This window comes from Streptantibioticus rubrisoli, assembly GCF_024436055.1.
Classification (GTDB): Bacteria; Actinomycetota; Actinomycetes; order Streptomycetales; family Streptomycetaceae; genus Streptantibioticus_A; species Streptantibioticus_A rubrisoli.
Map to the genome: position 1 here is coordinate 1 of NZ_JANFNH010000025.1, position 20,773 is coordinate 20,773.

The 20,773-nt window shown below is 70.4% G+C and carries 25 protein-coding genes and 2 tRNA genes; 11 read left to right on the forward strand and 16 right to left on the reverse strand.

All coding sequences use genetic code 11. The features are described from left to right. Positions 1–241 (reverse strand): hypothetical protein (locus tag NON19_RS19990; RefSeq protein WP_255929962.1); only part of this gene is annotated, 241 nt, incomplete at its 3' end. Positions 242–788: 547 nt separating this feature from the next. On the opposite strand from NON19_RS19990, the gene NON19_RS19995 reads away from it, so the two are divergent. Further along, the gene (locus NON19_RS19995) at positions 789–1,625 is read left to right on the forward strand and encodes a universal stress protein (RefSeq protein ID WP_255929964.1); all 837 of its coding nucleotides are present in this window, start codon (positions 789–791) and stop codon (positions 1,623–1,625) included. Positions 1,626–1,975: 350 nt separating this feature from the next. On the opposite strand, the gene NON19_RS20000 is transcribed toward NON19_RS19995, so the two are convergent. Then, entirely contained in the window at positions 1,976–2,449 is a 474-nt protein-coding gene (locus NON19_RS20000; RefSeq protein ID WP_255929966.1) for a rhodanese-like domain-containing protein, read from the reverse strand. A gap of 142 nt (positions 2,450–2,591) precedes the next feature. On the opposite strand from NON19_RS20000, the gene NON19_RS20005 reads away from it, so the two are divergent. Further along, positions 2,592–3,038 (forward strand): Lrp/AsnC family transcriptional regulator, encoded by a 447-nt coding sequence (locus tag NON19_RS20005; RefSeq protein WP_255929968.1) that lies wholly within the window; start codon positions 2,592–2,594, stop codon positions 3,036–3,038. Positions 3,039–3,248: 210 nt separating this feature from the next. Next, positions 3,249–3,944 (forward strand): lysophospholipid acyltransferase family protein, encoded by a 696-nt coding sequence (locus tag NON19_RS20010; protein WP_255929970.1) that lies wholly within the window; start codon positions 3,249–3,251, stop codon positions 3,942–3,944. Positions 3,945–4,012: 68 nt separating this feature from the next. Here the strand turns inward: NON19_RS20010 and NON19_RS20015 are convergent, their stop codons facing one another. The 10 genes from NON19_RS20015 to NON19_RS20060 all read right to left on the reverse strand — a co-directional run bounded on the left by NON19_RS20015 (position 4,013) and on the right by NON19_RS20060 (position 9,487). Further along, positions 4,013–4,417: a gas vesicle protein K gene (locus NON19_RS20015; protein WP_255929972.1), complete on the reverse strand. Its 405-nt coding sequence runs from the start codon at positions 4,415–4,417 to the stop codon at positions 4,013–4,015. Then, positions 4,401–4,664 carry a gas vesicle protein gene (locus NON19_RS20020; protein WP_255929974.1) on the reverse strand — a complete coding sequence of 88 codons (264 nt, stop codon included), beginning with the start codon at positions 4,662–4,664 and terminating at the stop codon, positions 4,401–4,403. The genes NON19_RS20015 and NON19_RS20020 overlap by 17 nt, the downstream gene beginning before the upstream one ends. Next, positions 4,661–5,476 carry a GvpL/GvpF family gas vesicle protein gene (locus tag NON19_RS20025; protein WP_255929976.1) on the reverse strand — a complete coding sequence of 272 codons (816 nt, stop codon included), beginning with the start codon at positions 5,474–5,476 and terminating at the stop codon, positions 4,661–4,663. The genes NON19_RS20020 and NON19_RS20025 overlap by 4 nt, the downstream gene beginning before the upstream one ends. Positions 5,477–5,481: 5 nt before the next feature. After that, the gene (locus NON19_RS20030) at positions 5,482–5,976 is read right to left on the reverse strand and encodes a gas vesicle protein (protein ID WP_255929978.1); all 495 of its coding nucleotides are present in this window, start codon (positions 5,974–5,976) and stop codon (positions 5,482–5,484) included. A 79-nt stretch (positions 5,977–6,055) separates the two neighbouring features. Then, on the reverse strand, positions 6,056–7,087 hold the full coding sequence (locus tag NON19_RS20035) for an SRPBCC family protein (RefSeq protein ID WP_255929980.1): 1,032 nt from the start codon (positions 7,085–7,087) through the stop codon (positions 6,056–6,058). After that, positions 7,080–7,631 (reverse strand): ABC transporter substrate-binding protein, encoded by a 552-nt coding sequence (locus tag NON19_RS20040; RefSeq protein ID WP_255929982.1) that lies wholly within the window; start codon positions 7,629–7,631, stop codon positions 7,080–7,082. Before NON19_RS20040 ends, NON19_RS20035 begins: the two co-directional genes overlap by 8 nt. Before the next feature lie 30 nt (positions 7,632–7,661). After that, entirely contained in the window at positions 7,662–7,925 is a 264-nt protein-coding gene (locus tag NON19_RS20045; RefSeq protein WP_255929984.1) for a gas vesicle protein GvpG, read from the reverse strand. A 41-nt stretch (positions 7,926–7,966) separates the two neighbouring features. Beyond that, positions 7,967–8,680 (reverse strand): GvpL/GvpF family gas vesicle protein, encoded by a 714-nt coding sequence (locus NON19_RS20050; RefSeq protein ID WP_255929986.1) that lies wholly within the window; start codon positions 8,678–8,680, stop codon positions 7,967–7,969. 3 nt (positions 8,681–8,683) lie between these two features. Beyond that, entirely contained in the window at positions 8,684–9,118 is a 435-nt protein-coding gene (locus tag NON19_RS20055) for a gas vesicle structural protein GvpA (RefSeq protein WP_255930109.1), read from the reverse strand. Positions 9,119–9,157: 39 nt separating this feature from the next. Continuing rightward, positions 9,158–9,487, reverse strand: coding sequence for a gas vesicle protein GvpO (locus NON19_RS20060; protein WP_255929988.1), 330 nt, complete (start codon positions 9,485–9,487; stop codon positions 9,158–9,160). 309 nt (positions 9,488–9,796) lie between these two features. Between NON19_RS20060 and NON19_RS20065 the strand changes: the two genes are divergently transcribed. Next, positions 9,797–10,033 (forward strand): CsbD family protein, encoded by a 237-nt coding sequence (locus tag NON19_RS20065; RefSeq protein ID WP_255929990.1) that lies wholly within the window; start codon positions 9,797–9,799, stop codon positions 10,031–10,033. 627 nt (positions 10,034–10,660) lie between these two features. Continuing rightward, the gene (locus NON19_RS20070; RefSeq protein WP_443729341.1) at positions 10,661–11,734 is read left to right on the forward strand and encodes a S1 family peptidase; all 1,074 of its coding nucleotides are present in this window, start codon (positions 10,661–10,663) and stop codon (positions 11,732–11,734) included. A gap of 50 nt (positions 11,735–11,784) precedes the next feature. Here the strand turns inward: NON19_RS20070 and NON19_RS20075 are convergent, their stop codons facing one another. The 4 genes from NON19_RS20075 to NON19_RS20090 all read right to left on the reverse strand — a co-directional run bounded on the left by NON19_RS20075 (position 11,785) and on the right by NON19_RS20090 (position 18,245). Beyond that, positions 11,785–13,386: a protein kinase domain-containing protein gene (locus NON19_RS20075; RefSeq protein ID WP_255929994.1), complete on the reverse strand. Its 1,602-nt coding sequence runs from the start codon at positions 13,384–13,386 to the stop codon at positions 11,785–11,787. 146 nt (positions 13,387–13,532) lie between these two features. Then, positions 13,533–16,004: an ArnT family glycosyltransferase gene (locus NON19_RS20080; RefSeq protein ID WP_255929996.1), complete on the reverse strand. Its 2,472-nt coding sequence runs from the start codon at positions 16,002–16,004 to the stop codon at positions 13,533–13,535. A 211-nt stretch (positions 16,005–16,215) separates the two neighbouring features. Continuing rightward, positions 16,216–16,875: an SDR family oxidoreductase gene (locus tag NON19_RS20085; RefSeq protein ID WP_255929998.1), complete on the reverse strand. Its 660-nt coding sequence runs from the start codon at positions 16,873–16,875 to the stop codon at positions 16,216–16,218. A 68-nt stretch (positions 16,876–16,943) separates the two neighbouring features. Further along, positions 16,944–18,245 carry an amidohydrolase family protein gene (locus NON19_RS20090; protein ID WP_255930000.1) on the reverse strand — a complete coding sequence of 434 codons (1,302 nt, stop codon included), beginning with the start codon at positions 18,243–18,245 and terminating at the stop codon, positions 16,944–16,946. A gap of 326 nt (positions 18,246–18,571) precedes the next feature. Between NON19_RS20090 and NON19_RS20095 the strand changes: the two genes are divergently transcribed. From NON19_RS20095 to NON19_RS20120, 6 genes are all read left to right on the forward strand, one after another. Next, positions 18,572–18,644: transfer RNA gene (locus tag NON19_RS20095), tRNA-Thr, on the forward strand. A 49-nt stretch (positions 18,645–18,693) separates the two neighbouring features. Beyond that, positions 18,694–18,766: transfer RNA gene (locus NON19_RS20100), tRNA-Met, on the forward strand. 84 nt (positions 18,767–18,850) lie between these two features. Continuing rightward, entirely contained in the window at positions 18,851–19,015 is a 165-nt protein-coding gene (gene rpmG / locus NON19_RS20105; RefSeq protein WP_004571794.1) for a 50S ribosomal protein L33, read from the forward strand. A 117-nt stretch (positions 19,016–19,132) separates the two neighbouring features. After that, positions 19,133–19,609, forward strand: coding sequence for a MaoC family dehydratase N-terminal domain-containing protein (locus NON19_RS20110; RefSeq protein ID WP_255930002.1), 477 nt, complete (start codon positions 19,133–19,135; stop codon positions 19,607–19,609). 1 nt (position 19,610) lies between these two features. After that, positions 19,611–20,045 (forward strand): MaoC family dehydratase, encoded by a 435-nt coding sequence (locus tag NON19_RS20115; RefSeq protein ID WP_255930004.1) that lies wholly within the window; start codon positions 19,611–19,613, stop codon positions 20,043–20,045. A 70-nt stretch (positions 20,046–20,115) separates the two neighbouring features. Next, on the forward strand, positions 20,116–20,697 hold the full coding sequence (locus NON19_RS20120) for a TetR/AcrR family transcriptional regulator (protein ID WP_255930006.1): 582 nt from the start codon (positions 20,116–20,118) through the stop codon (positions 20,695–20,697). Positions 20,698–20,773: the final 76 nt, after the last annotated feature.

Here is a 20,773-nt window from a genome sequence, read left to right on the forward strand (position 1 = left end):
AGCCCCCACCCCAGCCGCCGCCCCAGCCCCAACCGGGGCCCCAGCCCCAGCCGCCGCCCCAGCCGCCGCAGCAGCCGCCGCCCCAGCCGCCGCCTCCGCCACGAATGCTGACGGCCGCAACGTGGGTCGGGTGTTGGGGAGCCGCTGACGCGGTGGACAGACCGCCAGCGGTCGCGAACGCACCGGCAGTGAGCATCCCCGTGGCGGCAGCCACGGCGAGACGCCGTATCGGCTTACGCATGGCGCTTCTCCTAACTTGTGCGAGCGCGGCGGATTGCCGCTCCTCACCGCCAGGGTGCGTCCACTTCTCACCCACCTACAAGCAAATCACCATAAAACTGCCATAAATTGGAAAATCCTGGCGCATCGCCGCCTCGCCACGCCGTCGACTACCGCTCCGTCAACAACGAACCCGCTGGTCAGGGCCGCCCCGCACACCTCCGGCCGCGAATGGCGTGATGATCGCCGTCACATGTGCCGTGACGTTCCGCATCTCCTCGCTCCTCCGCGTAATCGCCGGATTTGCAGATGGGAATGGGTCACGTGTCGCGTCTCCGTTATGGGCGGCGAACTCGGGGAACATCCCCCGATTTGGACGGAGTTACGGCCCTGACTACTCGACAGGCCGGTGGCACAACAGTGCGTCACAAGGCCGTCGGGTGAATGGTCACCGTTTCAGCACCTCACCGCAAGGACTATCGGCTCTAACGTGGACTGTGGGGTGCACTGTGTTGTTCGAGATGTGACAACGGCTGACCTGCCTGGGTGCGGAAAGGTGTGGTCTTGGCATGAGTCGCGTGGTGGTAGCGGTTGACGGATCCGAAGCCGCCCGCTTGGCCCTGGAGTGGGCAGCGGACGAGGCCGAACGGCGAGGAGTGCCGCTGAAGGTGGTCCACGCCGACCGGTGGGAGCCATACGCGTTCGGCGATGACATCAACGTCGTAACGGGGGCTGGCGAGGCTGCCCGGGAGCTGGTGGCCGAGGAGGCCAGGCGTGCCCTGGCGCGCTGCCCGCGACTTGAAGTCTCCACCGAGGCTGTGGGCGAGGAGACCGTCACAGCGCTACTGCGGGAGGGGGCCGCTGCGGACCTGCTGGTACTCGGCTCCCGAGGCCGCGGCGGCTTCGAGGGCATGCTGCTGGGCTCGGTGAGCCTGCGCGTGGTCGGTCGGGCCGACTTCCCCGTGGTGGTGGTACGCGGAGACGGCATCGCCCCCACGCGGGGCCGGGTGGTGCTGGGGGTAGGTGCGCACTATCCGCCGGGACGCGCCGCCGATTTCGCCCTTGACCAAGCCATCCGCCGCAAGGCCGTACTGGACGTGGTGTACGCCTGGCAGCCGGACCTGGACCTGTCGGGTCTGTCCGTGGTGATGGACAGCGGAACCGCCCAGGAACGGGCACAAGTGCTGCTGGCCGCAGTGACCGCACCGCTGGAACAGGACGCCACCGGCATCCGGGTACGCCCGTGCCCGGTTCCCGGCGCACCAGCCCCGGCCCTGCTGCACGCCGCAGCCGACGCCGACCTGGTGGTACTCGGCTCCCGTAAACGCCATGGCCAACTGGGGCCGGTCACCCACGCGATGCTCCACCACTCGCCCTGCCCGGTAGCCATCGTTCCCGTCACCTGACAGCCCTGCGGGTGCGGGAAGGTGTGCACATGGGTTCAGGTGACATGCCGGTGCTCTGTGGAGGACCCGCCCCGAGTCGGCCTTGACGGGGTATGTCCAGTGGGTAGCCGACCGGCCGAGCCGCTTGGCTACGTTCATCGGCCTGGCCCGAGGGGCCCTGGAGGTCAAGGGCAAATAGCAGGCTGCCTCTCTTCCTTCGTCGCCGCGATCAGGCGCGCACAAGCCGAGAGCCGTTCGTCCGCTGCCCCGGCAGGCCGAGGGCGCTGGTCAGGGAATGCAGAGCCGGTCGGCGAGTTCCGTCCAGAGCGCGGGAGCGCGGGAGTGCGGCGGCCGCGGTGCCGGGGCGGGCGTCAGCAGCCGCAGGTGCCCGCGGCCGGGGCGGTCAGGGGGTCGGCGCCGTGGCGCTGCGGGCCCTGCGAGGTCTCGTAGGCGAAGCCCTCGCGCACCCAGTACTCGAACCCGCCGAGCATCTCCTTTACCTGGTAGCCGAGTTCGGCGAGGGCAAGGGCAGCACGGGTGGCGCCGTTGCAGCCGGGCCCCCAGCAATAGGTGACGACAGGCACCGACTTGTCGAGCAAGTCCCCGGCCCGTTCGTGGATGAGCGCGGTGGGCAGGTGGACCGCGCCGGGGATGTGTCCCTGATCCCAGGATTGGGTGGAACGGGAGTCGAGGATGACGAATCCGGGGTCGTCGCCAGCAGTGAGCGCGGCGGCGACGTCCGCCACATCGGCGTGGAAGCGCAGCGATGTGCGGAAGTGGGCGGTGGCCTCGGCGGGTGCCGCGGGGGCGACGTGCAGGACGGGGTTCGGGACGGTCGTGCTCATGGGATGGAGCCTTCCTGGTGCCGGGCGACACGGCCCGGTTGCTGTCTACGACCTCGAATCTAAGGGCCGGGAGCGGCAGGATGAAGGCGATATCCACGGCCTCTCATTGCCGTGGCCGGGGAATCCGTGCTAATTCACGGCCATGACCGCGATTTCCCTGGACGCCATCGACTGGCGCATCCTCGACGTCCTCCAGCGCGACGGCCGGGCCAGCTTCGCCGACCTCGCACGTGCCGTCTCCATGTCGGCCAGCGCGGTTACCGAGCGCGTGCGCCGACTGGAGGAGGCGGGGATCATCAGTGGCTACGCGGCGGTCGTGGACCCGGACAAGGTCGGGCTGACAATCATGGCGTTCGTGCGGCTGCGCTACCCGAACAGCAACTACAAGCCCTTCCACGACCTGGTCAAGGCGATGCCGGAGATCCTGGAAGCCCATCATGTGACAGGCGACGACTGCTTCATCATCAAGGTCGCGGCGCGTTCCATGCGCCACCTGGAAGAGGTCTCCGGCCGAATCGGCGGCCTGGGCTCCGTCACGACGAGCGTCGTGTACTCGTCCCCGCTTCCCCGGCGCCCTGTCGGTCACTGACACCCCCGACGATCCGCTGGAGCCGCCGCGAATTCTCGGGTAAGCGACCACTTCGCCGGTCACCCAGGCCCGCGGTAATGGCCTGCCTGGGGGCGACTTGGCAGCCGCCACGCGTCGGTGATCGTGCGGTTGGGTCGGGGCGGGGAGGATCTGGGCTGCCAGCCCGGTACGGACATACCCGGGAGGCGATTCGGCAGTTGGGAGCCGCCCGTGTTCTATTACGTGCTCAAGTACGTCCTGCTGGGGCCGTTGCTTCGGTTGCTGTTCCGGCCGCGGGTTGAGGGGATCGAGCACGTTCCGGCGGAAGGCGCGGCGATCGTCGCCGGGAACCACCTGTCCTTCGTGGACCCCCTCCTCATGCCCACGGTCCTGAAACGGCGCGTCACGTTCCTGGCCAAGGCGGAGTACTTCACGGCGCCGGGTCCCAAGGGGCGACTGACCGCGCTCGTTCTCCGCCGTGCCGGGCAGATTTCGGTGGACCGGTCGGGCAGGGCCACGGGGGAGCGGGCCATCGGGGAGGGGCTGAGAAAGGTACTGGCGAAGGGAGAGGTACTCGCGATCTATCCGGAGGGCACGCGTTCCCCCGACGGCCGCCTGTACAAGGGCAAGGTCGGGGCGGCGGTGATGGCCCTGGCCGCGCGGGTTCCGGTGGTTCCGTGCGCGATGGTGGGGAGCTTCGAGATCTGGCCTCCAGGACGTCTCCTGCCGAGGCTCCGGCAAGTCACGATCCGTTTCGGGGAACCGCTGGAGTTCACGCGCTTCGCGGGGATGGGGGACCAGGAAGCCGTGTTGCGGGCCGTCACCGACGAGATCATGTACGCGATCTTGCGGCTGTCGGGCCAGGAGTACGTGGATCGGTACGCGGCCGACGTGAAGGCCAGCCAGGCGAAGGTGTCGCGGGGCTGAGGTTCCGGGGGGCCGGGGGCGGGGACGTGCGAGCGCGAGGTGGATCGGCCGGGCTGCCCGATCCGCCCTCACGGTGGAAGCAGCGTGCCCAGCGGCCCCAGGTCGATGTTGAGGTCGGCCATGGTGAGGCCGTAGTGGTCGCACAGTTCGACCATCCGGTCGTGCAGGAGCATCAGGGTCAACCCGAGACGTTCCTCCTGCTCCTCCGTCAGGTCGCCCTCGTCGACGCGGTGGAGGGCCTGTCGCTCCATCAGCTGCCGCAGCAACTCGACGATGGTCAGGACCAGTTTGACCAGGTCCCGTTCCACCGTCTCCGGGTCGGCGCGCAGTTGGCGCGCGGCGCCCGTGCTCCGGCCGCCAGGCGACGGGGAGACCTCCTCGGGGCGGGCGGGAAGCAGTGAGAACGCCCGGTTCGCGGCCTGGGCCACCTCATGCAGGCGATCCGCAGGCGGGCGGTCAGCGGGGCTCGTCACCGTAACCGCCGTGCCCGGTGAGCGTCCGCCGCTGCGGCAGGAACGTCGCCCACTGCTCGTCCAACTGCTCGCGGACGGCGACCACCACGGCGCGCAGCGAGATCCTCACGAGATCGATGTCCGCGATGGACAGCACGAGATCTCCGGTGAGCACCACGCCACCGCTCAGCAGCCGGTCCAACAGGTCGATCAGGGCCACCTGTTGCTGACGGGCCGGGCGGTCGTCGTAATTACCGTGCTCGCTCACCGCCGCCTGGCCTCCTCCTGCGCGTCGGGTGCGAGCGGGGCGGTGAAGGAGTACGGCGCCCAAGGACCGGTGACCTCCACGCGAATCCCGTGCAGGCCGTCCGCGGCATGCAGCATCCGGCTGCGGAACTCCTCGGACAGACGGCGCGGGACCAGATAGGCGTCGTTGGAGACGTTCTCACCCGGCGCCTGGGCCAGTCCGCCCTCTTGTGGACGGTGCCGGGTGCGTTCCACCGCCAGGCCACGAGCCTGCTCCTCCGTCCGCCGGACGGCTTCCTCGGCGAGCCGCCACGCGTCCTCCCGCTCCTGCCGCTGATGCCTGCGGCTGCGCAGATACGCGCGTCCGGGGTTCGCCTCGTCGGCCGGGCGGCCAGCTGCCACCGGGTCGGGCGGAGACGCGGGCGGCACCTCGGCGTACACCTTGACGCCCCACTCCACGTGGTCGGCGAGCCGGTCCAGCAACGTGGTGAAGGTCGTCTCCCGCTCGCGCAGCATCTCCCGGACCCGGTCCTCGTCGAGATACACGGTGGCCAACCGCATGGGGAGGACGGTGGTGTGCGCGGCCAGGGTCTCGATGACCAGGTGGTGTGCCCGGGCCGTCGCTTCCAGCCACCGTATGTCCTCCAGGCCGACCTTCAAGGCCGCCTCCGAGAACTCCTCGCGGGGCACCGCGCTGACCACGGCGGCCACCGCTCCCGAGCGGACCAGGGTGACAGGGGCGCCCGCCACCCCTCGGACATCGGCGAGCGCCGTCCGCTCCGGCGGGTCGGACGACCTCACCACGGCGTACGCGTAGCACAGCTGCTCGTCCACCGTTCTCAGCTCCGGTCCTCGTCGTCCTCGTCGTCCTCGACTCTGCGGCGTTTGCGGCGCGGCTCGGCACGTGTCTCCCGCTGCCTCTCATCGGCGCCATCGGCGTCGTCGGCGTCACGCGACCGGTGGCGGCTGCCGGATCCGGCCTCGGACAGCTCCGGCTGGGATTCCCTGACCTGTCTGCGCAGCACCTCCAGTTCGGCGCGCAACTCGTCGTTCTGCTCCTGGAGCGTGCGTCCGCGGTCGGCGCGAGACGAGAGGGCGGGGTCGTGCTCCCACCAGTCGATACCGATCTCCCTGGCCTTGTCGACCGACGCCACCAGAAGCCGGAGTTTGATGGTGAGCAGCTCGATGTCAAGGAGGTTGATCTTGATGTCACCGACGATGACGATTCCCTTATCGAGCACGCGTTCAAGAATGTCCGCTAGGTTCGCGCCGGACCCCTGCTCGTAGGGAGAGAGGGCTCGCGACGATCTGGGGGCGGGCTCGTACTGGGTCACGGCACCACGACCTCGTTTCCCTGGGGAGCCGATGTCGGCGACGGGGGAACCGGCGGCTCGCGCACGTCAGCAGTCGGATCTACCGGCGGCGTTGACGACTCTCGGCGGCTTCTTCCTCCGGCTCGTCGTAGCGGTCGTCGGTTTCTCCGCCTTTCTCCTCGTCTTCTTCGTCCTCCTCCTCGTCCTCCTCCGCGGAAGCTTCGGGTTCTTCGGGTTCTTCGGGTTCCTCTTCCTCTTCCCCTTCGTCCTCGTGCTGGTCCTCGGCCCGCTCGGCCTCCTCGTGACCGCGTACCACCTCGCCCTCGCGGATCTCTCCGCGCCAGGCACCGGTGGCCTCTCCGCGCATCATCACGAACGTGCGGAAAAGCTTCAGATCCAGCCGGGCCCTGCGGCCCTGGGCCCTCAGCAGGCCGCCGACCTTCTCGACCACGCCCTTGGGGTAGTACTCCAGGACGAGCAGCACCTTGGTGAGGTTCTCCGCGAGCGGGTGGAAGGTGACGACGCCCTTGGTCGTGCCCTTGGCCCCCTCGGACGTCCAGGCGATGCGTTCGTCGGGCACCTGCTCCGTGACGATGCCCCGCCAGCGACGGGACGCCTTGGCGATCTTCACCTCCCAGTGGGTGGTGATCTCGTCCTCCTGCTCGACGTTCACGACGCCCTTGGCGAACCGTTCGAACTCAGTGAACTGCGTCCACTGGTTGTAGGCCTCGCGCAGGGGCACGCCCACGTCGATGTCCTCGATGATCGTCAGGCCCTTACCCGCGCCGCCGTCGGAGGGCTTCTCGTGCCGCTTCTGCGTGAGGTCCTTGGTCTTGTCCATCAGCGCGTCCTTGGCGTGGGACACGGTCGACGTCAGCACCTCGCCCGCCGGAGCGTGCTGGAGGAGCATCTTGCCGCCCTTGGTCACGGCGGTGGTCAGCGCGCCGGGGCCCAGATGTGTCTCGGTCAGTTTGCGTGCTCCTTCACCGAGTCGGCGGCCCACGCCCTCCAACATCAAGTCGAGGCGGGCCTCCACATAGTCCTCCAGCTCCTCCTTCAGCCGGTTCGTGGCAGGGTTGTGCAGTGTCTGTTCACGGACCTTGTTGAGAGTCCCGGTGCCGCCCTCAGCCATCGTCCGGCCTCCTCGATCGTGCGGAGCCGCTCTTGGGGCGGCTGTGCGGCTCGCTCTCTTCCCGATCCGACTCGCGGTGCCGCGCCTTGTGTTCGTGGCCCTCGCTCCGGCGCCCCTCGCTCCGGCGCTCCTCGCCCCGGCGCCCCTCTTCCTCGCGGTCTTCGCCGCGGCGCGATTCGCGGGCCCTGTCCTGTCCCGTGGACCGGTCGGACCGGACGCCACCTTCACCGCGGTCCCGCTCATCGTCCGGATGCGCCCTTTCGTGCAGTCCCGTGGTGCGTTCGTGGATGGCGTCGGCGAGACTGTCCGCCTTCGCCGTCAGCACAGACGTCGCCGCGGCCTTGCCCGCGCCCGTCAGCTCGGTGCGTACCTGCCGAGTGATGCCGCTGAGGAAGGGGGACTCCTGGACGGCCTTGACGAGTTGTCCGGGCCTCATCCGCGATCCGGCCAGCAGCGAACCCACGCTCAGGGCGAGCTTGGCCTTCTTCGTCCGTCCCAGCACATATCCGCCCAGGACAGCCGCGCCGATCTTGGCGTTGTTCATGATCTGGAACCCCTTTTCCTTTCCCACTCCTCACAGACCGCCCTGCCCGCCGCTCCGCAGCTGGTAGGCCCTGATCTCCTCCAGGCGGCGCATCAGTTCGTCCTCGCGCCGCGCGAACTCCTCGTCGTCGATACGGCCCTCGATCCGCGCGTCCTCCAGCTTCACGAGCGCCTCCTGCACGGGCGCGGGGTCGTAGTACTCGTCCTCGGCCGCACGGACGACCTTGTCGAGGACCCACCAGATGCCCCGCACGGGCGCGGCCGGCAGCGTCAGGATGTCGGTGACCAGTCCCATACCGCCTCCTCGTGCCGTCCGGACAGGTCATGGGCAGCGGATCACGCGAAGCTGTACGGCGGCAGCGGTCCCCGTAGCCGCAGTTCGACGTCCTTTCCGTACCGCTCGGCCAGTTCCTGGGCGGTCCGGGTGAACTCGTCGGCCCGCTCGCTGTCGACCAGGAAGGACGCGTTCACGAAGTACTGCTGGGACGGCTCCGCGACCTTCTCGGACGCCGCGAGCGGCCGCAGCGCGGTAAGTACCTCGGCGGCGATCGCATCCTGTCGGGTCTGCACCTCCTGGGCCACGAGCTCCCCGAGCGCCAGGCGGTCCTCGTACGTTCCGCCGCCCTCCCGGGTCGCCTCGTTCAGCGCACGGGCCTGCTCCGACGTCTCCAGGATGGCGCGCAGCAGCGCGTCCTGGTCGTAAAGGCCCTTGATGTTGAACTCCGCCCGCCCGGTGAACTCCTCAAGGCGCTGCGAGAACTGCTCGGCACGCTCTTCCAGCACGGTGCGTACGGCGTCCTCGTCCTGGGCGACGAACCCGAAGCTCAACGGCAGGATGGTGCCGTCTGCCCACAGATGGCCCAGGACCCCGTGATGCGCCTCCAGGTCGCGGCGGGAGACCGAGAGTTCTTCCGGGGCCTCACTGACGACGGCGCACAGCGAGCCGCTGTGGACCGTGCGCAGTTCGGCGGGCGACTCGCCCACGCCCTTGACGCCGTTCAGGTCCAGCGGATGCGAGTCCTTGGTGATCGCGTACACGTACACGGACACGGCTCAGTCCTCCCGGTCCTCCGAGGAACGGCGGCTCGAGCCGCGTTCGACCTGCTCGTGCTCCTTCTCGCGCTCGTCGTCCCCGCGTCGCTTCTGGAACGACTCCGTGAACGCCTCGACGGCGCCCGTCAGGGCGCCTTTGCTCTTGCCCTTGGCGCCCCCCTCCTCGACGCTCTGGACGACGTCCGTCAGCTGTGCGGGAGCCTTGCGGCCCTCCTCCAGATCCAGCCGGTTGCAGGCCTCGGCGAAGCGCAGATACGTGTCGACACTGGCCACGACCACGCGTGCGTCGACCTTCGCTATCTCCAGGCCGATGAGGGACACCCGTACGAAGGCGTCAATGACCAGGCCCCGGTCCAGGACCAGTTCCAGTACGTCGTAGAGATTGCCTGTGCCACCAGCGGGTTGGGCGACGGCGCCGCCGCCCTGCGGCACCATAGTCACGGTCTCTTCCCTTCAAGCGAAGGGGGGCGCTTCTCAGCGGCCCTCTCTGTCGACCTGTGCGCGGGTGTAGCGGCGTGCGCGCTCGTACGCCATCAGCTTGCCCGCAGGATCCAGAACGACCTGGTAGCTGGCCATCACACTGCTCGTATCCGGGATGCGCTCCAGCTCCACGACCTCCACCTCGGCTTCCCAGCCCTGTTCGGTCGGTTTCAGCGCCGAAACAGACTCGGGAGCCCGCCCCAGTAGCTCGGTGAGCTGCTGGGTCGCGCTCCGCATGGCCTCGGGCGCCGAGACGCGCTGCGCGGAGGACGCCTCCTGCGACGAGGCAGGTGCTTTCTTCGGCTCACGGTCGCTCGTGATCATTCACCTTCCAGCTCTATGTCAAGCATCAACCCTCTCCGGGGATATGCCAAGGCCGCTGGTCAGCGACCGTCTTCGGGCCTTCCGTACCTGCCGCACCGTCCGGATCGGAGACGAACGGGCTCGGGCTACTGGTCGGGATCAGCTGCGGCTCCACACGCCACGGAGGGAACGTTCCCCCATGTCGCAGGCGGCGGCAAAGCAATATAGTCGCATTTGGGACGCTTTATCCGGCTGAGTAATTGGGCGACACCAGGAAACAAGCGACACCAGGAAACAAGTCGGAAGTCGTCGACCGAGGAGTTGATCCGTGTGGCTGCTCAGGGAAAGAAGATTCGGGGCAAGGCCCAGGAGATGAAGGGCAGGGCCAAGGAAGCGGCCGGAGATGTCACCGCTGACGAGAGCCTGCGCGTCAAGGGCATGGGCGACCGCGCCGAGGGAAAGACCCGCAAGGCAGCTGGCGAGACGGCCCAGAAGGCGCATGGGACTACGGAGGAAGTGAAGGGCAAGGCAGAACAGTTGAAGGGTAGGGCACGCAAGAACATGTGACGGCCAGCCGTCCGAGGAGCGCGTGAACCCGGCCGACGATTCCGCATCGGTCGTTCTGTTCCATGGCCTGTTCCATGGCCTGGTCGGGGTCATCGTGCTCGCGGAACCGCCGCAGGCTGCTCCGTCGGTGGCCTCGCCTGCGGGGTTCGACGACGGTTCGTTACGTTCGGTCACGGCCGCTGAGCCGCCGCCAGACCGAAGAACAGGCCCTTGGCCTGCGGAAACGCGGGCCGGGGGCCTCTTGTGTGGAGGGGCGCCGTCAGCCGCCTTGCGAGGGTCGGCCGCTGGGGAGGCGGTGACCGCCCCTCCTGTCTCGCGAGCAGAAGCCCGGTCGGGCCAGCGTTGAAGGTGTCGCCAGGCGGGACCTTGGCGAGTGGGGCCGGAAGCGTCACGCGGAGGCGGAAGCGCGGATGGGCCGTTCGCGTTGGCGGAGCGGGAAGGTGGGGGAACGCGGAGGGCCACGTACGGGTGAACGTGGTGCGTACCTGATGTGCTGACGGTGGGGGCGGGGAGATCTGGACGGCAGATTCTGAGCACAGGCGCGGCTTTGTCGGGGATACGGTTTTGCCGGTTCCCCGGTGCTGGGCGGCGTCGTTGTCAGGCCAACTGCCTTCTGGAGGTCCTGAGTTGAAGAACCGTCGGATGCCTGCGCGGCGCGCGGCCCTGTTCGGTGCGGCGGCCGCCGCCCTCATGGCTGTGACGCTCACCCCGCCGCCCGCCATCGCGTCTCCCACCCCCGCCCCGCACCCCGTCTCCGCAGTTCAGGCCGCACACCTGGCCACCACACTGGCCGCGAAGCTGAAGGGCGCCGCGGCCGGTTCCTACTACGACGCCACGACACACCGCCTCGTGGTCAACGTCCTCGACGACGGCTCCGCCGCCACCGTGCGCGAAGCGGGCGCCGTACCGAAGCTGGTGCGCAACCCGCAGGCCCGGCTGGACGCGGACCGTGAGGCGCTCAACGCCGAGGCCGCCATTCCCGGCACCGCGTGGGCCGATGACCCGCGAGTGAACCAGGTGGTGGTGACCGCCGACCCCACGGTCTCGGACGCGGACATGGCGAAACTGACCGCGGTCGCCAGGTCACTCGGTGACGCGGTGACGGTGCGCAGAACCTCCGCGAAGTTCAGACCGCTGATCGAGGGCGGCGACGCCATCTGGGGCAGCACCGCGCGCTGCTCGCTAGGGTTCAACGTCGTCAGGGGCGGCCAGCCGTACTTCCTGACCGCCGGGCACTGCGGCAACGCCGTCAGCAGTTGGTCGGCCACCCAGAACGGCCCGCAGATCGCGGCCACCGCGGCATCCACCTTCCCGGGCCACGACTACTCGCTGGTGCGGTACACCGGTGTCGTCGACCACCCCAGCGCGGTGAACCTCTACAACGGTGGCACGCAGTCCATCTCCAAGGCCGCCGACGCGATCACCGGCGAGGCGGTCCGGCGCAGCGGCTCCACCACCGGGGTGCACTCCGGCCATGTCACCGGTCTGAACGCCACGGTCAACTACTCGGAGGGCCAGGTCAACGGCCTGATCCAGACCGATGTGTGCGCCGAACCGGGCGACTCCGGCGGCCCGCTGTTCGACGGTGCGACCGCGTTGGGGCTCACCTCGGGCGGCAGTGGCGACTGCACCTCGGGCGGCGAGACCTTCTACCAGCCGGTGCCGCAGGCCCTGCAGGCGTACGGGGCGCAGCTCGGCTGACCCGCGGCCACGCGCCGTCGCGGCGGACGACTCCCGCCGCCGCGACGGCGTCACCCGCCGGTGGGTACGCGGACGGGCGTACGGCGCGACGGGGCGGCGGCGCGGCGGCTCGCCGTGCGGCGGCGGTACCAACCGGCGAGCCGCTGGGCGCCCGCCGCGGTGGTGGCCGTGGCCAGCAGCAGGTAGAAGACGAAGAGCTTGTTCAGGTCGTCCAGGAAGTACCAGATCGCCGAAGTGGCGGTGAACCAGAAGGCGACCACGGCCAAGGCGGCGTCGTCGCGGTCGCGGGCCGCTCGGGCGAGGCAGACGGCGGCGGCCATCGCCAGCAACAGGGCGATGCTGGAGTACGAGCTGTCCCATCCGAGGTTCGCCCGCCGCAGCTCGGAGTTGACGGCGACGGCCTCCGCCACCGGCCCCCAGGCGACCACGCAGGACAGTCGGCGGGACGCCGGTAGCACCGCCAGCCCCAACAGGCCAGCGGCTAGGGCGACTTGGCCGAAGTGTGCGGTCTCCACCGCATGCGCGCGGGCGCACAGGAACGACAGCACGCATCCCAGGAGCGCCAACGCGCCCGCGCTGGAGGGACGCAGCGCCCGCCTCGCGGCGCCGAACGGGGATTCCGTTTCGCGTTCCGGTACGGGCGCCTCCGGTGTGCCGGGCAGGTCCTGAGCAGGTGTCAGTTCCGGCACGGCAGCCGCCTGTTCGGGCGCCGGTTCCGGGACGGCCGCCACCTGTTCGGACCCCCGTGCCGGGATGGCCGCTGCCTGTTCATCTGCCGCCACCGGTGTGGGCACCGCCTGTTCATCTGCCGCCACCGGTGTGGGCGCCGCCTGTGCCAGCGCGGCTCGCATGGACTCCGCGTCGGCGAAGCGCTCCGCGGGGTCCTTGCGCAGCGCCCGTGCGATCACCGCCTCCAGTGCGGGCGGTACCTGCGCCCGCCGCCGGGAGACCGGCACCGGCTCCGCGTACACATGCTGGTGCATCACGGCGAACGGTGACTCCGCGCGGAACGGCGGTGCCCCGGTGAGCAGTTCGTACAGCAGGCAGCCCATGGCGTACAGGTCCGCCCGGTGGTCGATCTCCGCGCCGCTGATCTGCTCGGGCGAGAGGTAGGCGGGCGTGCCGGGGGCGGCGCCGCTGCCGGTGAGCCGGGTGGCGGCCTCGGTGAGCGCCTTGGCGATGCCGAAGTCGAGGACCTTCACCGTCGTCGGGCCGGTCAGCATGATGTTCGACGGCTTGATGTCCCGGTGCACGATGCCGTGTTGATGGCTGTGCGCCAGCGCGTCCAGTACTTCGCGGGCCAGGGCGACCGCCCGGGGGATCGGTAGCGGGCCGTCGCGCAGTGCCTCGGCGAGCGTGCCGCCCCGCACATACTCCATCACCAGGTACGGGCGCGGACCTTCCGGATCCGGTTCCTCTCCGACATCGTGGATGGTGGCCACGGCCGGGTGGTTGAGCGCCGCGACGGCGTGTGCCTCGCGCTGGAACCTGGCGCGTGACTCGGCGTGGTGGGCCAGTTCCGCGGACATCAGCTTGATGGCCACGGTGCGCCGCAGCCGGTGGTCCACGGCACGGTGGACCGTGCCCATGCCGCCATGACCGAGCCGTTCGACCAACTCGTAGCGCCCGCCGAGCATCGCGTCCCGCCCCACCCGCTCCTCCTCACCGCAGCGGCTTTGCGTGCAGCTTACGTTGCGTTCGAGCGGCGCTCCGAAGCGCGTCGCGGAGGTACGGACACGGCACCGCCCCCGGCCGTGGAACTCGGTCGGGGGCGGTGGTGTACCAGCGGGCGGCCCGGTTAATGAGCCGGGCTGCACTCGTAGAGGGCCTGCGCCGCGCTGGCCTCAGCCATGCCGGGTGCGGGGAACCCGTTCGCGGCCGCCGCGGACGACTGCGTTCCGCCGTAGGCCGAGGCCGGGACCCGGGTGCAGCCGGACTTGACCCAGTTGGTGATCCGGGTGGTGCTCGTCGTACCGGCGGCGCTGTTGCCGAACATCGCGCCCATGCCCCGGCCGCTGCCGCTGACCAGCACGTACTTGAGCTTGCCGGAGTTCACCAGCTGCTGGAACTGGCTCAGGGTGGGGAACGGCACCTGGCCGGTGAAGCCGCCCAGCGGAAGCACCTCGGCGCCCTTGGCGAGGATGTACGGGGAGGCGGCGCTCCAGCTCGTGGTGGCGAACACGTACTGCGCGGAGCCGCGGTGCGCGGTCGTGTAGTCCAGCAACTTCCGCTGCTGCGCGGTCAATTGGCCGCCGCCGTCGCCGAAGCCGCCCATGCCGCCGCGCGTACCGCCCTTGCCACCGGCGCCGCCCCACGGCAGCTGGCCCATCCGGCCGCCCGCCAGCTTGGGCTGGCCGTGCCCGCCGCCCCTGTGGCTCATGCCGGACGGACCCACGGAGCCCATGCCTGAGCTGCCGTACGACGGGTTGAACACCTGTACCGCCCACGCGCTCGGCGCCAGCAGCACCGCCGCCAGCGACGCGGCGAGCCCCGCGAGGGCGAGCCGCCCGCCGGACCGGACGCCGCCCGGGCGGGCCAGGGCGAGCAGCACGACGGCGGCCACCGCGAGCAGGCCCACGGCGGGCACCAGCCACGGCAGGAAGGTCGGGAACTCGCTGGCTATGTACCCACCCCACGCGCCCGTCGCGGCGACCGCCCCCGGCAGCACCCAGGCGCGTCGGCCACCGGCCCGGTACGCGCGCCACAGAAGCGTCATCCCACCACCGGCCAGCGCCGCCAGCGGCACCGCGATGACGCCCATGTAGTAGGTGTGGCCGCCGACGCTGCCCGCGCTGAAGACCAGGAAGTACGTGGTCAGCCAGGTGCCCCAGAGGACGAACCCGACGCGGATCCGGTCGGTGCGGGGCTTGCCGCGGCGCCACCACAGGCCGCAGACGATGGCTATGGCGGCCAGCGGATAGAGCCAGCCGGTCTGCGAGGCGAGCGACGAGCCGAACATCTTCGACCAGCCGTTCTGGTCACCGCCCCAGCCGCCACCGCCGCGGCCCTGCTGGCCACCGTGCCCGGCGGCCGATTGCTGCCCGGCGCCGTGCTGAGCGGCACCCCCTGCCCACTGGCCGGAACCGGAACCGACGTTCTGCCCCGGGGCGGAAGCGGAAGCGGAGGCGCCGCCGAAGCCGCCCTGGCGGTGGTGGGCCCCGGAACCGTAGTGCCCCGCCGCGGAGCGCTGGCCGGTGCCGGAGTGCTGGCGCATACCGGAGGTGCCGGGCAGGCCGGGCGCGGTGGCTCCGGACTGGCCGCCGTTCTGGCCCGCGCCGGACTGGCCGCCGTTCTGGCCCGCGCCGGACTGGCCGCCGTTCTGGCCCGCGCCCGGGAAGCCGGTCGCGCCGTGCTGGCCGCCGCCGTGGCCTCCGCCGCCTTGGGTGGCGCTGATGCTGCCGGTGGACGCGGCGCTGATCCCCAGCGACGAGAAGCGGTTCAGGAAGTTGTAGCCCACGACCATGCTGAAAGCGGAGTTGTTCGTGGTCCCGTCCACATAGGGCCGGTCCTTGGCCGGGGTGAGGGTGACGGCGAGCATCCACGAGCAGGAGACGGCGGCCATCACGACGGCGGACAGCCCGAGGTGCGCCAGCCGCTTGCGCAGCGTGATCGGCGCCGAGATCAGGTACACCAGCGCGAGCGCGGGCAGCACCGCCCACGCCTCCAGCATCTTGGACTGGAAGCCGACGCCGACCCAGACCCCGGCCATGAGCAGCGGACGCAGCCGACCCGCCGCCGCGGCGCGCTGGGTGGCCTCCGCCGCCAGCAGCACGCAGAGCGTGAACAGCGGGTCCTCCACCGCGGTGCGGAACAGGCCCACGGCGACCGGCGTGACCAGGAACGCCGCGCTGGCGATCAGCGCCGCGTTCACCCCCGCCCAGCGGCGGACAATCCGGTAAAGCACCAGGAGGCTGGCCACCCCCTCAATGACCTGAGGAAGCGTCAGTGCCCAGGGGTGAAAACCGAAGATGCGAGCTGAAATGGCCTGTGGCCAGAGGAATCCAGGCAATTTATCCAGCGTGATGGAATTGCCCGGATCGAAGGAGCCGTAGAAGAACGCCTTCCAGCTCTCGGTCATGCTGCGCGCGGCGCTCGCGTAGAAGGTGTGGTACTGGCTGTGGTTGATCCCCCACGCGTACAGCACGACGGCGAGCACGGTGATGGCCAGCAGGGTCGGCCGCGCGTACGCGGGTTGGTCCACCGGCGATCTCCAGGGCGCGCGCCGGGCCGCGCCTGCGGGGACGGCCGGGTCGAGGACTGTTGTAGCCATGTACCGCAGTCTTGGTCACCCGGGACGGCCCCCTATGCCATGGCGGCCGCATTCAAGGAACTTCTCATCAGAAGAAGAGAAAGCTTTTAGGAGACCTGGTCCTGCCTTTAATCGGCATGGCGCGGCCCATTACTCACCGCACACTTTCCGGCACGCCTGGTCGATGCACGGGAATTGCACAGGGATTGCACAGGAATTCCATGGAAAAGGTTCAGTGCGCGGCCGCCCTGACCGCCTCCGCGATCGGCACCGGACCGCCTGTCAGCTCCAGCGTGCGGCCGACCGTGCGCGGCTCGTCCAGCAGCGCGGCGAGCACCGCCGCCACATCGTCCCTGGGCACCGAGCCCTGGCCGGTGCGGTCGGCGAGCGTGACATGGCCGGTTCCCGGCTGGTCGGTGAGGTGCCCGGGGCGCAGTACCGTCCAGTCCAGGCCGGACCTGCGCCGTATGTCGTCATCGGCCGCGGACTTGGCCCGTAGGTACTCGGCGAAGACCGGGTCGGTGCCCGGCGCCGGTTCGGTGTCGGCGCCCATCGAGGAGACGAGCAGATAGCGGCGTATCCCGGCCCGCTCCGCCGCGTCCGCGAACAGCACCGCGGAGGCGTGGTCCACCGTCCACTTGCGGCCCGCGCCGCTGCCCGCTCCGGCGCCCGCGGCGAACACCACGGCGTCGGCGCCGCGCAGATGACCGGCCACCTCCTCGACGCTGGCCCGCTCCAGGTCGCAGACGATCGGATCGGCGCCGCCCGCCCGCAGGTCCTCGGCGTGGTCGGGATTGCGGATGATCCCGGCCACGGTGTCCCCACGCGCGGACAGCAGACGCTCCAGCCGCTGCGCGATCTTGCCATGTCCACCAGCGATCACGATGCGCATACCCCCGACCGTACGCCCGGCCACTGACACTCGCCGCCGGAGTGAAAGCCCTTACGGGAAGGCCCAGTTCAGGCGCTGGAGGGGCCGCCGCTGCGGGACTGCCGCGGCAGGTCGAGCGCCGCGGTCGTCGCACAGTCCGCGTACTCGCGCACCGCGCTGGTGCGCGAGACGACCCGGCCCCGGTGGATGACGATCCGGCTGTACCCCAGCGACAGCACCGCGTCGATCCGCTGCCCGCGCACCGCCAGCAGCTCCGCCGGGAAACCCGCCTCCACCCGCACCTCGGGCAGCCCCAGCACCTCGCGGGCCCGGCCGCTCACCGCCTCGTACGCGGCTTGCGCCCCGCACTCGCCGTACGAGGCCAGCAGGAACGCCGCCTCCAGCGGATCGCCCCGGCCGACCGGATTGGCCGCGTCCCGCAGCGCACCGCCGCCCGCCGTGACCCGTACCCCGGCGGTGCGCAACAGTCGTGCGACCCCCGGCGTGTAGCCGTTGGACGCGCCGCTCGCGAGCGCCCCGCAACCGCCCTGGGGCAGACAGGCCACCGAGACCCCGGCGGCGGCGAGCCGGGCGGCGGCCCGCTCCGCCGCCTCGCGCGGCAGCGCGGCCAGACCGGTGCACGGCCCGATCGTCACCCCCGGCCGCAGCCCGCCCGCCATGGCCGCCAGCCGGGCCAGCTTGGCCGGGTCGCCGCCCTCGGTGTGCAGGTCGACCGCGCAGCCGAACTCGGCGGCCACCCCGAGCACCGCCTCCACATAGCCGGTCGGATCGGGGTCCAGGTCCGGGCAACCGCCGACCACGCCCGCGCCGGTCTTCACGGCGTCCCGCAGCACCGCGAGCCCCTCCGCCCCCGCCGCTCCGGTGAGTACCCGGGGCATCGCCACCGCCGTCACCTCCACCAGGCCGCGCAGCGCCCGCCGGGCCTCCAAAACGGCCTCCAGCGCGCCGAGACCGCGCAGGTCGCCGACGCGTACGTGGGTGCGCAACGCCGTGGCGCCATGGCCGAGTTGCAGCAGCGCGGCCTCGGTGACCCGGCGCTGTACGTCCTGCGGCGCCTCGCTCGGTGGTCCCGGGCAGTCGGTGGTGAGGGCCGTGTCCAGGTGGGCGTGCGGCTCGGCGGGGGCGGGCAGCAGCAGATAGCCCGCGAGGTCCACCCGGGTGCCGCCGGTGCTGTCCGGCGCGGCCAGGCTGCCCGCCGTGCCGACCGCCTCGATCCGGCCACCACTGAGCCGTACGTCCACCACCCGCCCGTCGCCCAGCCGGGCGCCGCTGAGCAGCAGGGCGGGGGCGCGATCGTCCGGGGCGTCGTCGGTTTCCGGCCTTCCCTGGGGTTTGGGCTGGTGCGGCTGCGACGGCACGCTCTCGGTCATCGCGCTCCTCGGTGGGGGGCGGCGGCGGGTCGGTACGCAAGATCACGCGGAGTAACTGCGCAAGATCACTCGGCATGAGCCTATGGGCCGTGAAGCGGCCGATCGCGCAGGAGGGGAATAGTCGTACCGGCGCTGTCGTACACGCTCGGTGTGCGCGCGGCGGAGCCGCTGGTCGGGCGCCGTCTCCCGTGGGACGCGGGCGGCTCTGCGGCGGGCGCGTAGTGCCCTCGATTGAGGGCGGTGGTGGGCTGGCGGGTGGGAGGGTTGTGCGGCCTGGATACGGATTTCACGTATCGCGGGTGGAGCGTGTAATGTCTTCCTCGCTCGCCCCAATAGCTCAGTCGGCAGAGCGTCTCCATGGTAAGGAGAAGGTCTACGGTTCGATTCCGTATTGGGGCTCTGATGTGACGGGGTTCCCCGCCTGGCGGCGGGGGTAACCGTTCATCACAGCGGCGTAGCTCAGTCGGTAGAGCAAGCGGCTCATAATCGCTGTGTCACCGGTTCAAGTCCGGTCGCCGCTACCCTGTGTAGCCGATTGCGGGATCGGTCCTTCAATCGGCTACTCTTGCTGCGTTAAATCCGTCCGTCCGTCAAGGAGCACTCACGTGGCTGCCACCGACGTCCGCCCGAAGATCACGCTGGCCTGCGTGGAGTGCAAGGAGCGGAACTACATCACCAAGAAGAACCGGCGCAACGACCCGGACCGTCTTGAGATGAAGAAGCACTGCCCGCGCTGCAACGCGCACACCGCGCACCGCGAGACGCGCTGACCAAGACACCACCGTAAGGCCGCCCCCAGCCAGGGGGCGGCCTTACGGCGTTGAGCCGGTCCGTGTGTCTCGCGTCACCGGCCGTACCGGACCCACACCGGAGCACTGGAGGTGCCGATGCCGCTCGACCCGTCCTACGTCGGGCGTACGTACCCGCCCACCGAGGCCTACGAGGTGGGCCGGGAGAAGATCCGTGAGTTCGCCGAGGCGGTGGGCGACGCCAATCCCGCGTACTACGACGCCGAGGCCGCCCGGGCGCTCGGGCACCCCGATGTGATCGCCCCGCCGACCTTCCCGTTCGCGCTGACCTACCGGGCCGCCGCCCAGGTGGTCAACGACCCCGAGCTGGGGCTGGACTTCAGCCGGGTGGTGCACGGTGACCAGAGGTTCACCTACACCCGCCCGGTGCGGGCCGGTGACCGGCTCTCGGTGACGGTGAGTATCGAGGCGATCAAGTCGATGGCGGGCAACGACTTCCTGACGGTGCGTGGCGAGGTGTACGACGCGGACGGCGAGCACGTGGTGACGGCGCTGATGATGCTGGTCGTGCGCGCGGTCGAGGCGGAGTCCGCCGAGCAGAAGGTGGGAGGCTGACGTGGCCGCGAAGGTGCGTTACGACGAGGTCGAGGCCGGTGCCGAACTGCCGTCGCTGACCATCCCGGTGACCCGCGCGACGCTGGTGCGGTACGCGGGCGCGTCCGGCGACTTCAACCCGATCCACTGGAACGAGAGGTTCGCCAAGGAGGTCGGGCTGCCGGATGTGATCGCGCACGGCATGTTCACCATGGCGTCGGCGGCCCGGGTGGTCACCGACTGGGTGGGCGACCCGGGTGCGCTGGTCGAGTACGGGGTGCGGTTCACCAAGCCGGTCGTGGTGCCCAACGACGACAACGGCGCGCTGATCGAGGTCTCCGGCAAGGTCGCGGCGAAGCTGGACGACGAGGCGCGTACCGTGCGCGTCGACCTGACGGTGACGGCGGCCGGGCAGAAGGTGCTGGGGCAGTCGCGGGCGGTCGTCCGGCTCGGCTGACGGTCGGGAGGGCTTCGAGTCCTCCCGCACCGCTTGACGCGCGAAGTTATTGAGTACTAACTTACTGCCCATGGTGAACTCCGGACCCAGGATGTCGGCCGACGAGCGGCGCGAGAGCGTCATCCGTGCGGCGGTCGTCGAGTTCGCCCGCACCGGCTACCACGGCACCTCCACCGAGGCGATCGCCCGCCGGGTGGGCGTCTCCCAGCCGTACCTCTTCCGGCTCTTCCCCGGGAAGCAGGCGCTGTTCCGGGCCGCCGCCGAGCGCTGCTTCGACCGCACCGCCGAGACCTTCGAGGTGGCGGCGGACGGACTGTCCGGAGCCGAGGCCCTGGAGGCGATGGGGGAGGCGTACTCCCTGCTGATCCGCGACCGCGACGTGCTGATGCTCCAGATGCAGCTGTACGTGGCGGCGGCCTCGGCCGAGGACCCGGAGCTGGCCGACTTCATCCGGCGGCGCTGGACCGAGCTGTGGGACATCGTGCGCAGCCGTACCGGCGCGAGTGACGAGGAACTGACCGGCTTCTTCGGGCACGGCATGTTGATCAACACCCTGCTGGCGCTCGGCATCCCGGCCGAGGACCGCTGCTGGGACGGTTTCGACGGCGCCTGCAAGCTCGCCGCCGCGGAGGTCTACGCACAGCGGCGATGAGCCGCGACGCCCTCCCGACTCGGGAGGGCTTTTTCACCGGCCAGAAATTTAGTGACTGCTAACTAATCTCCCAGGG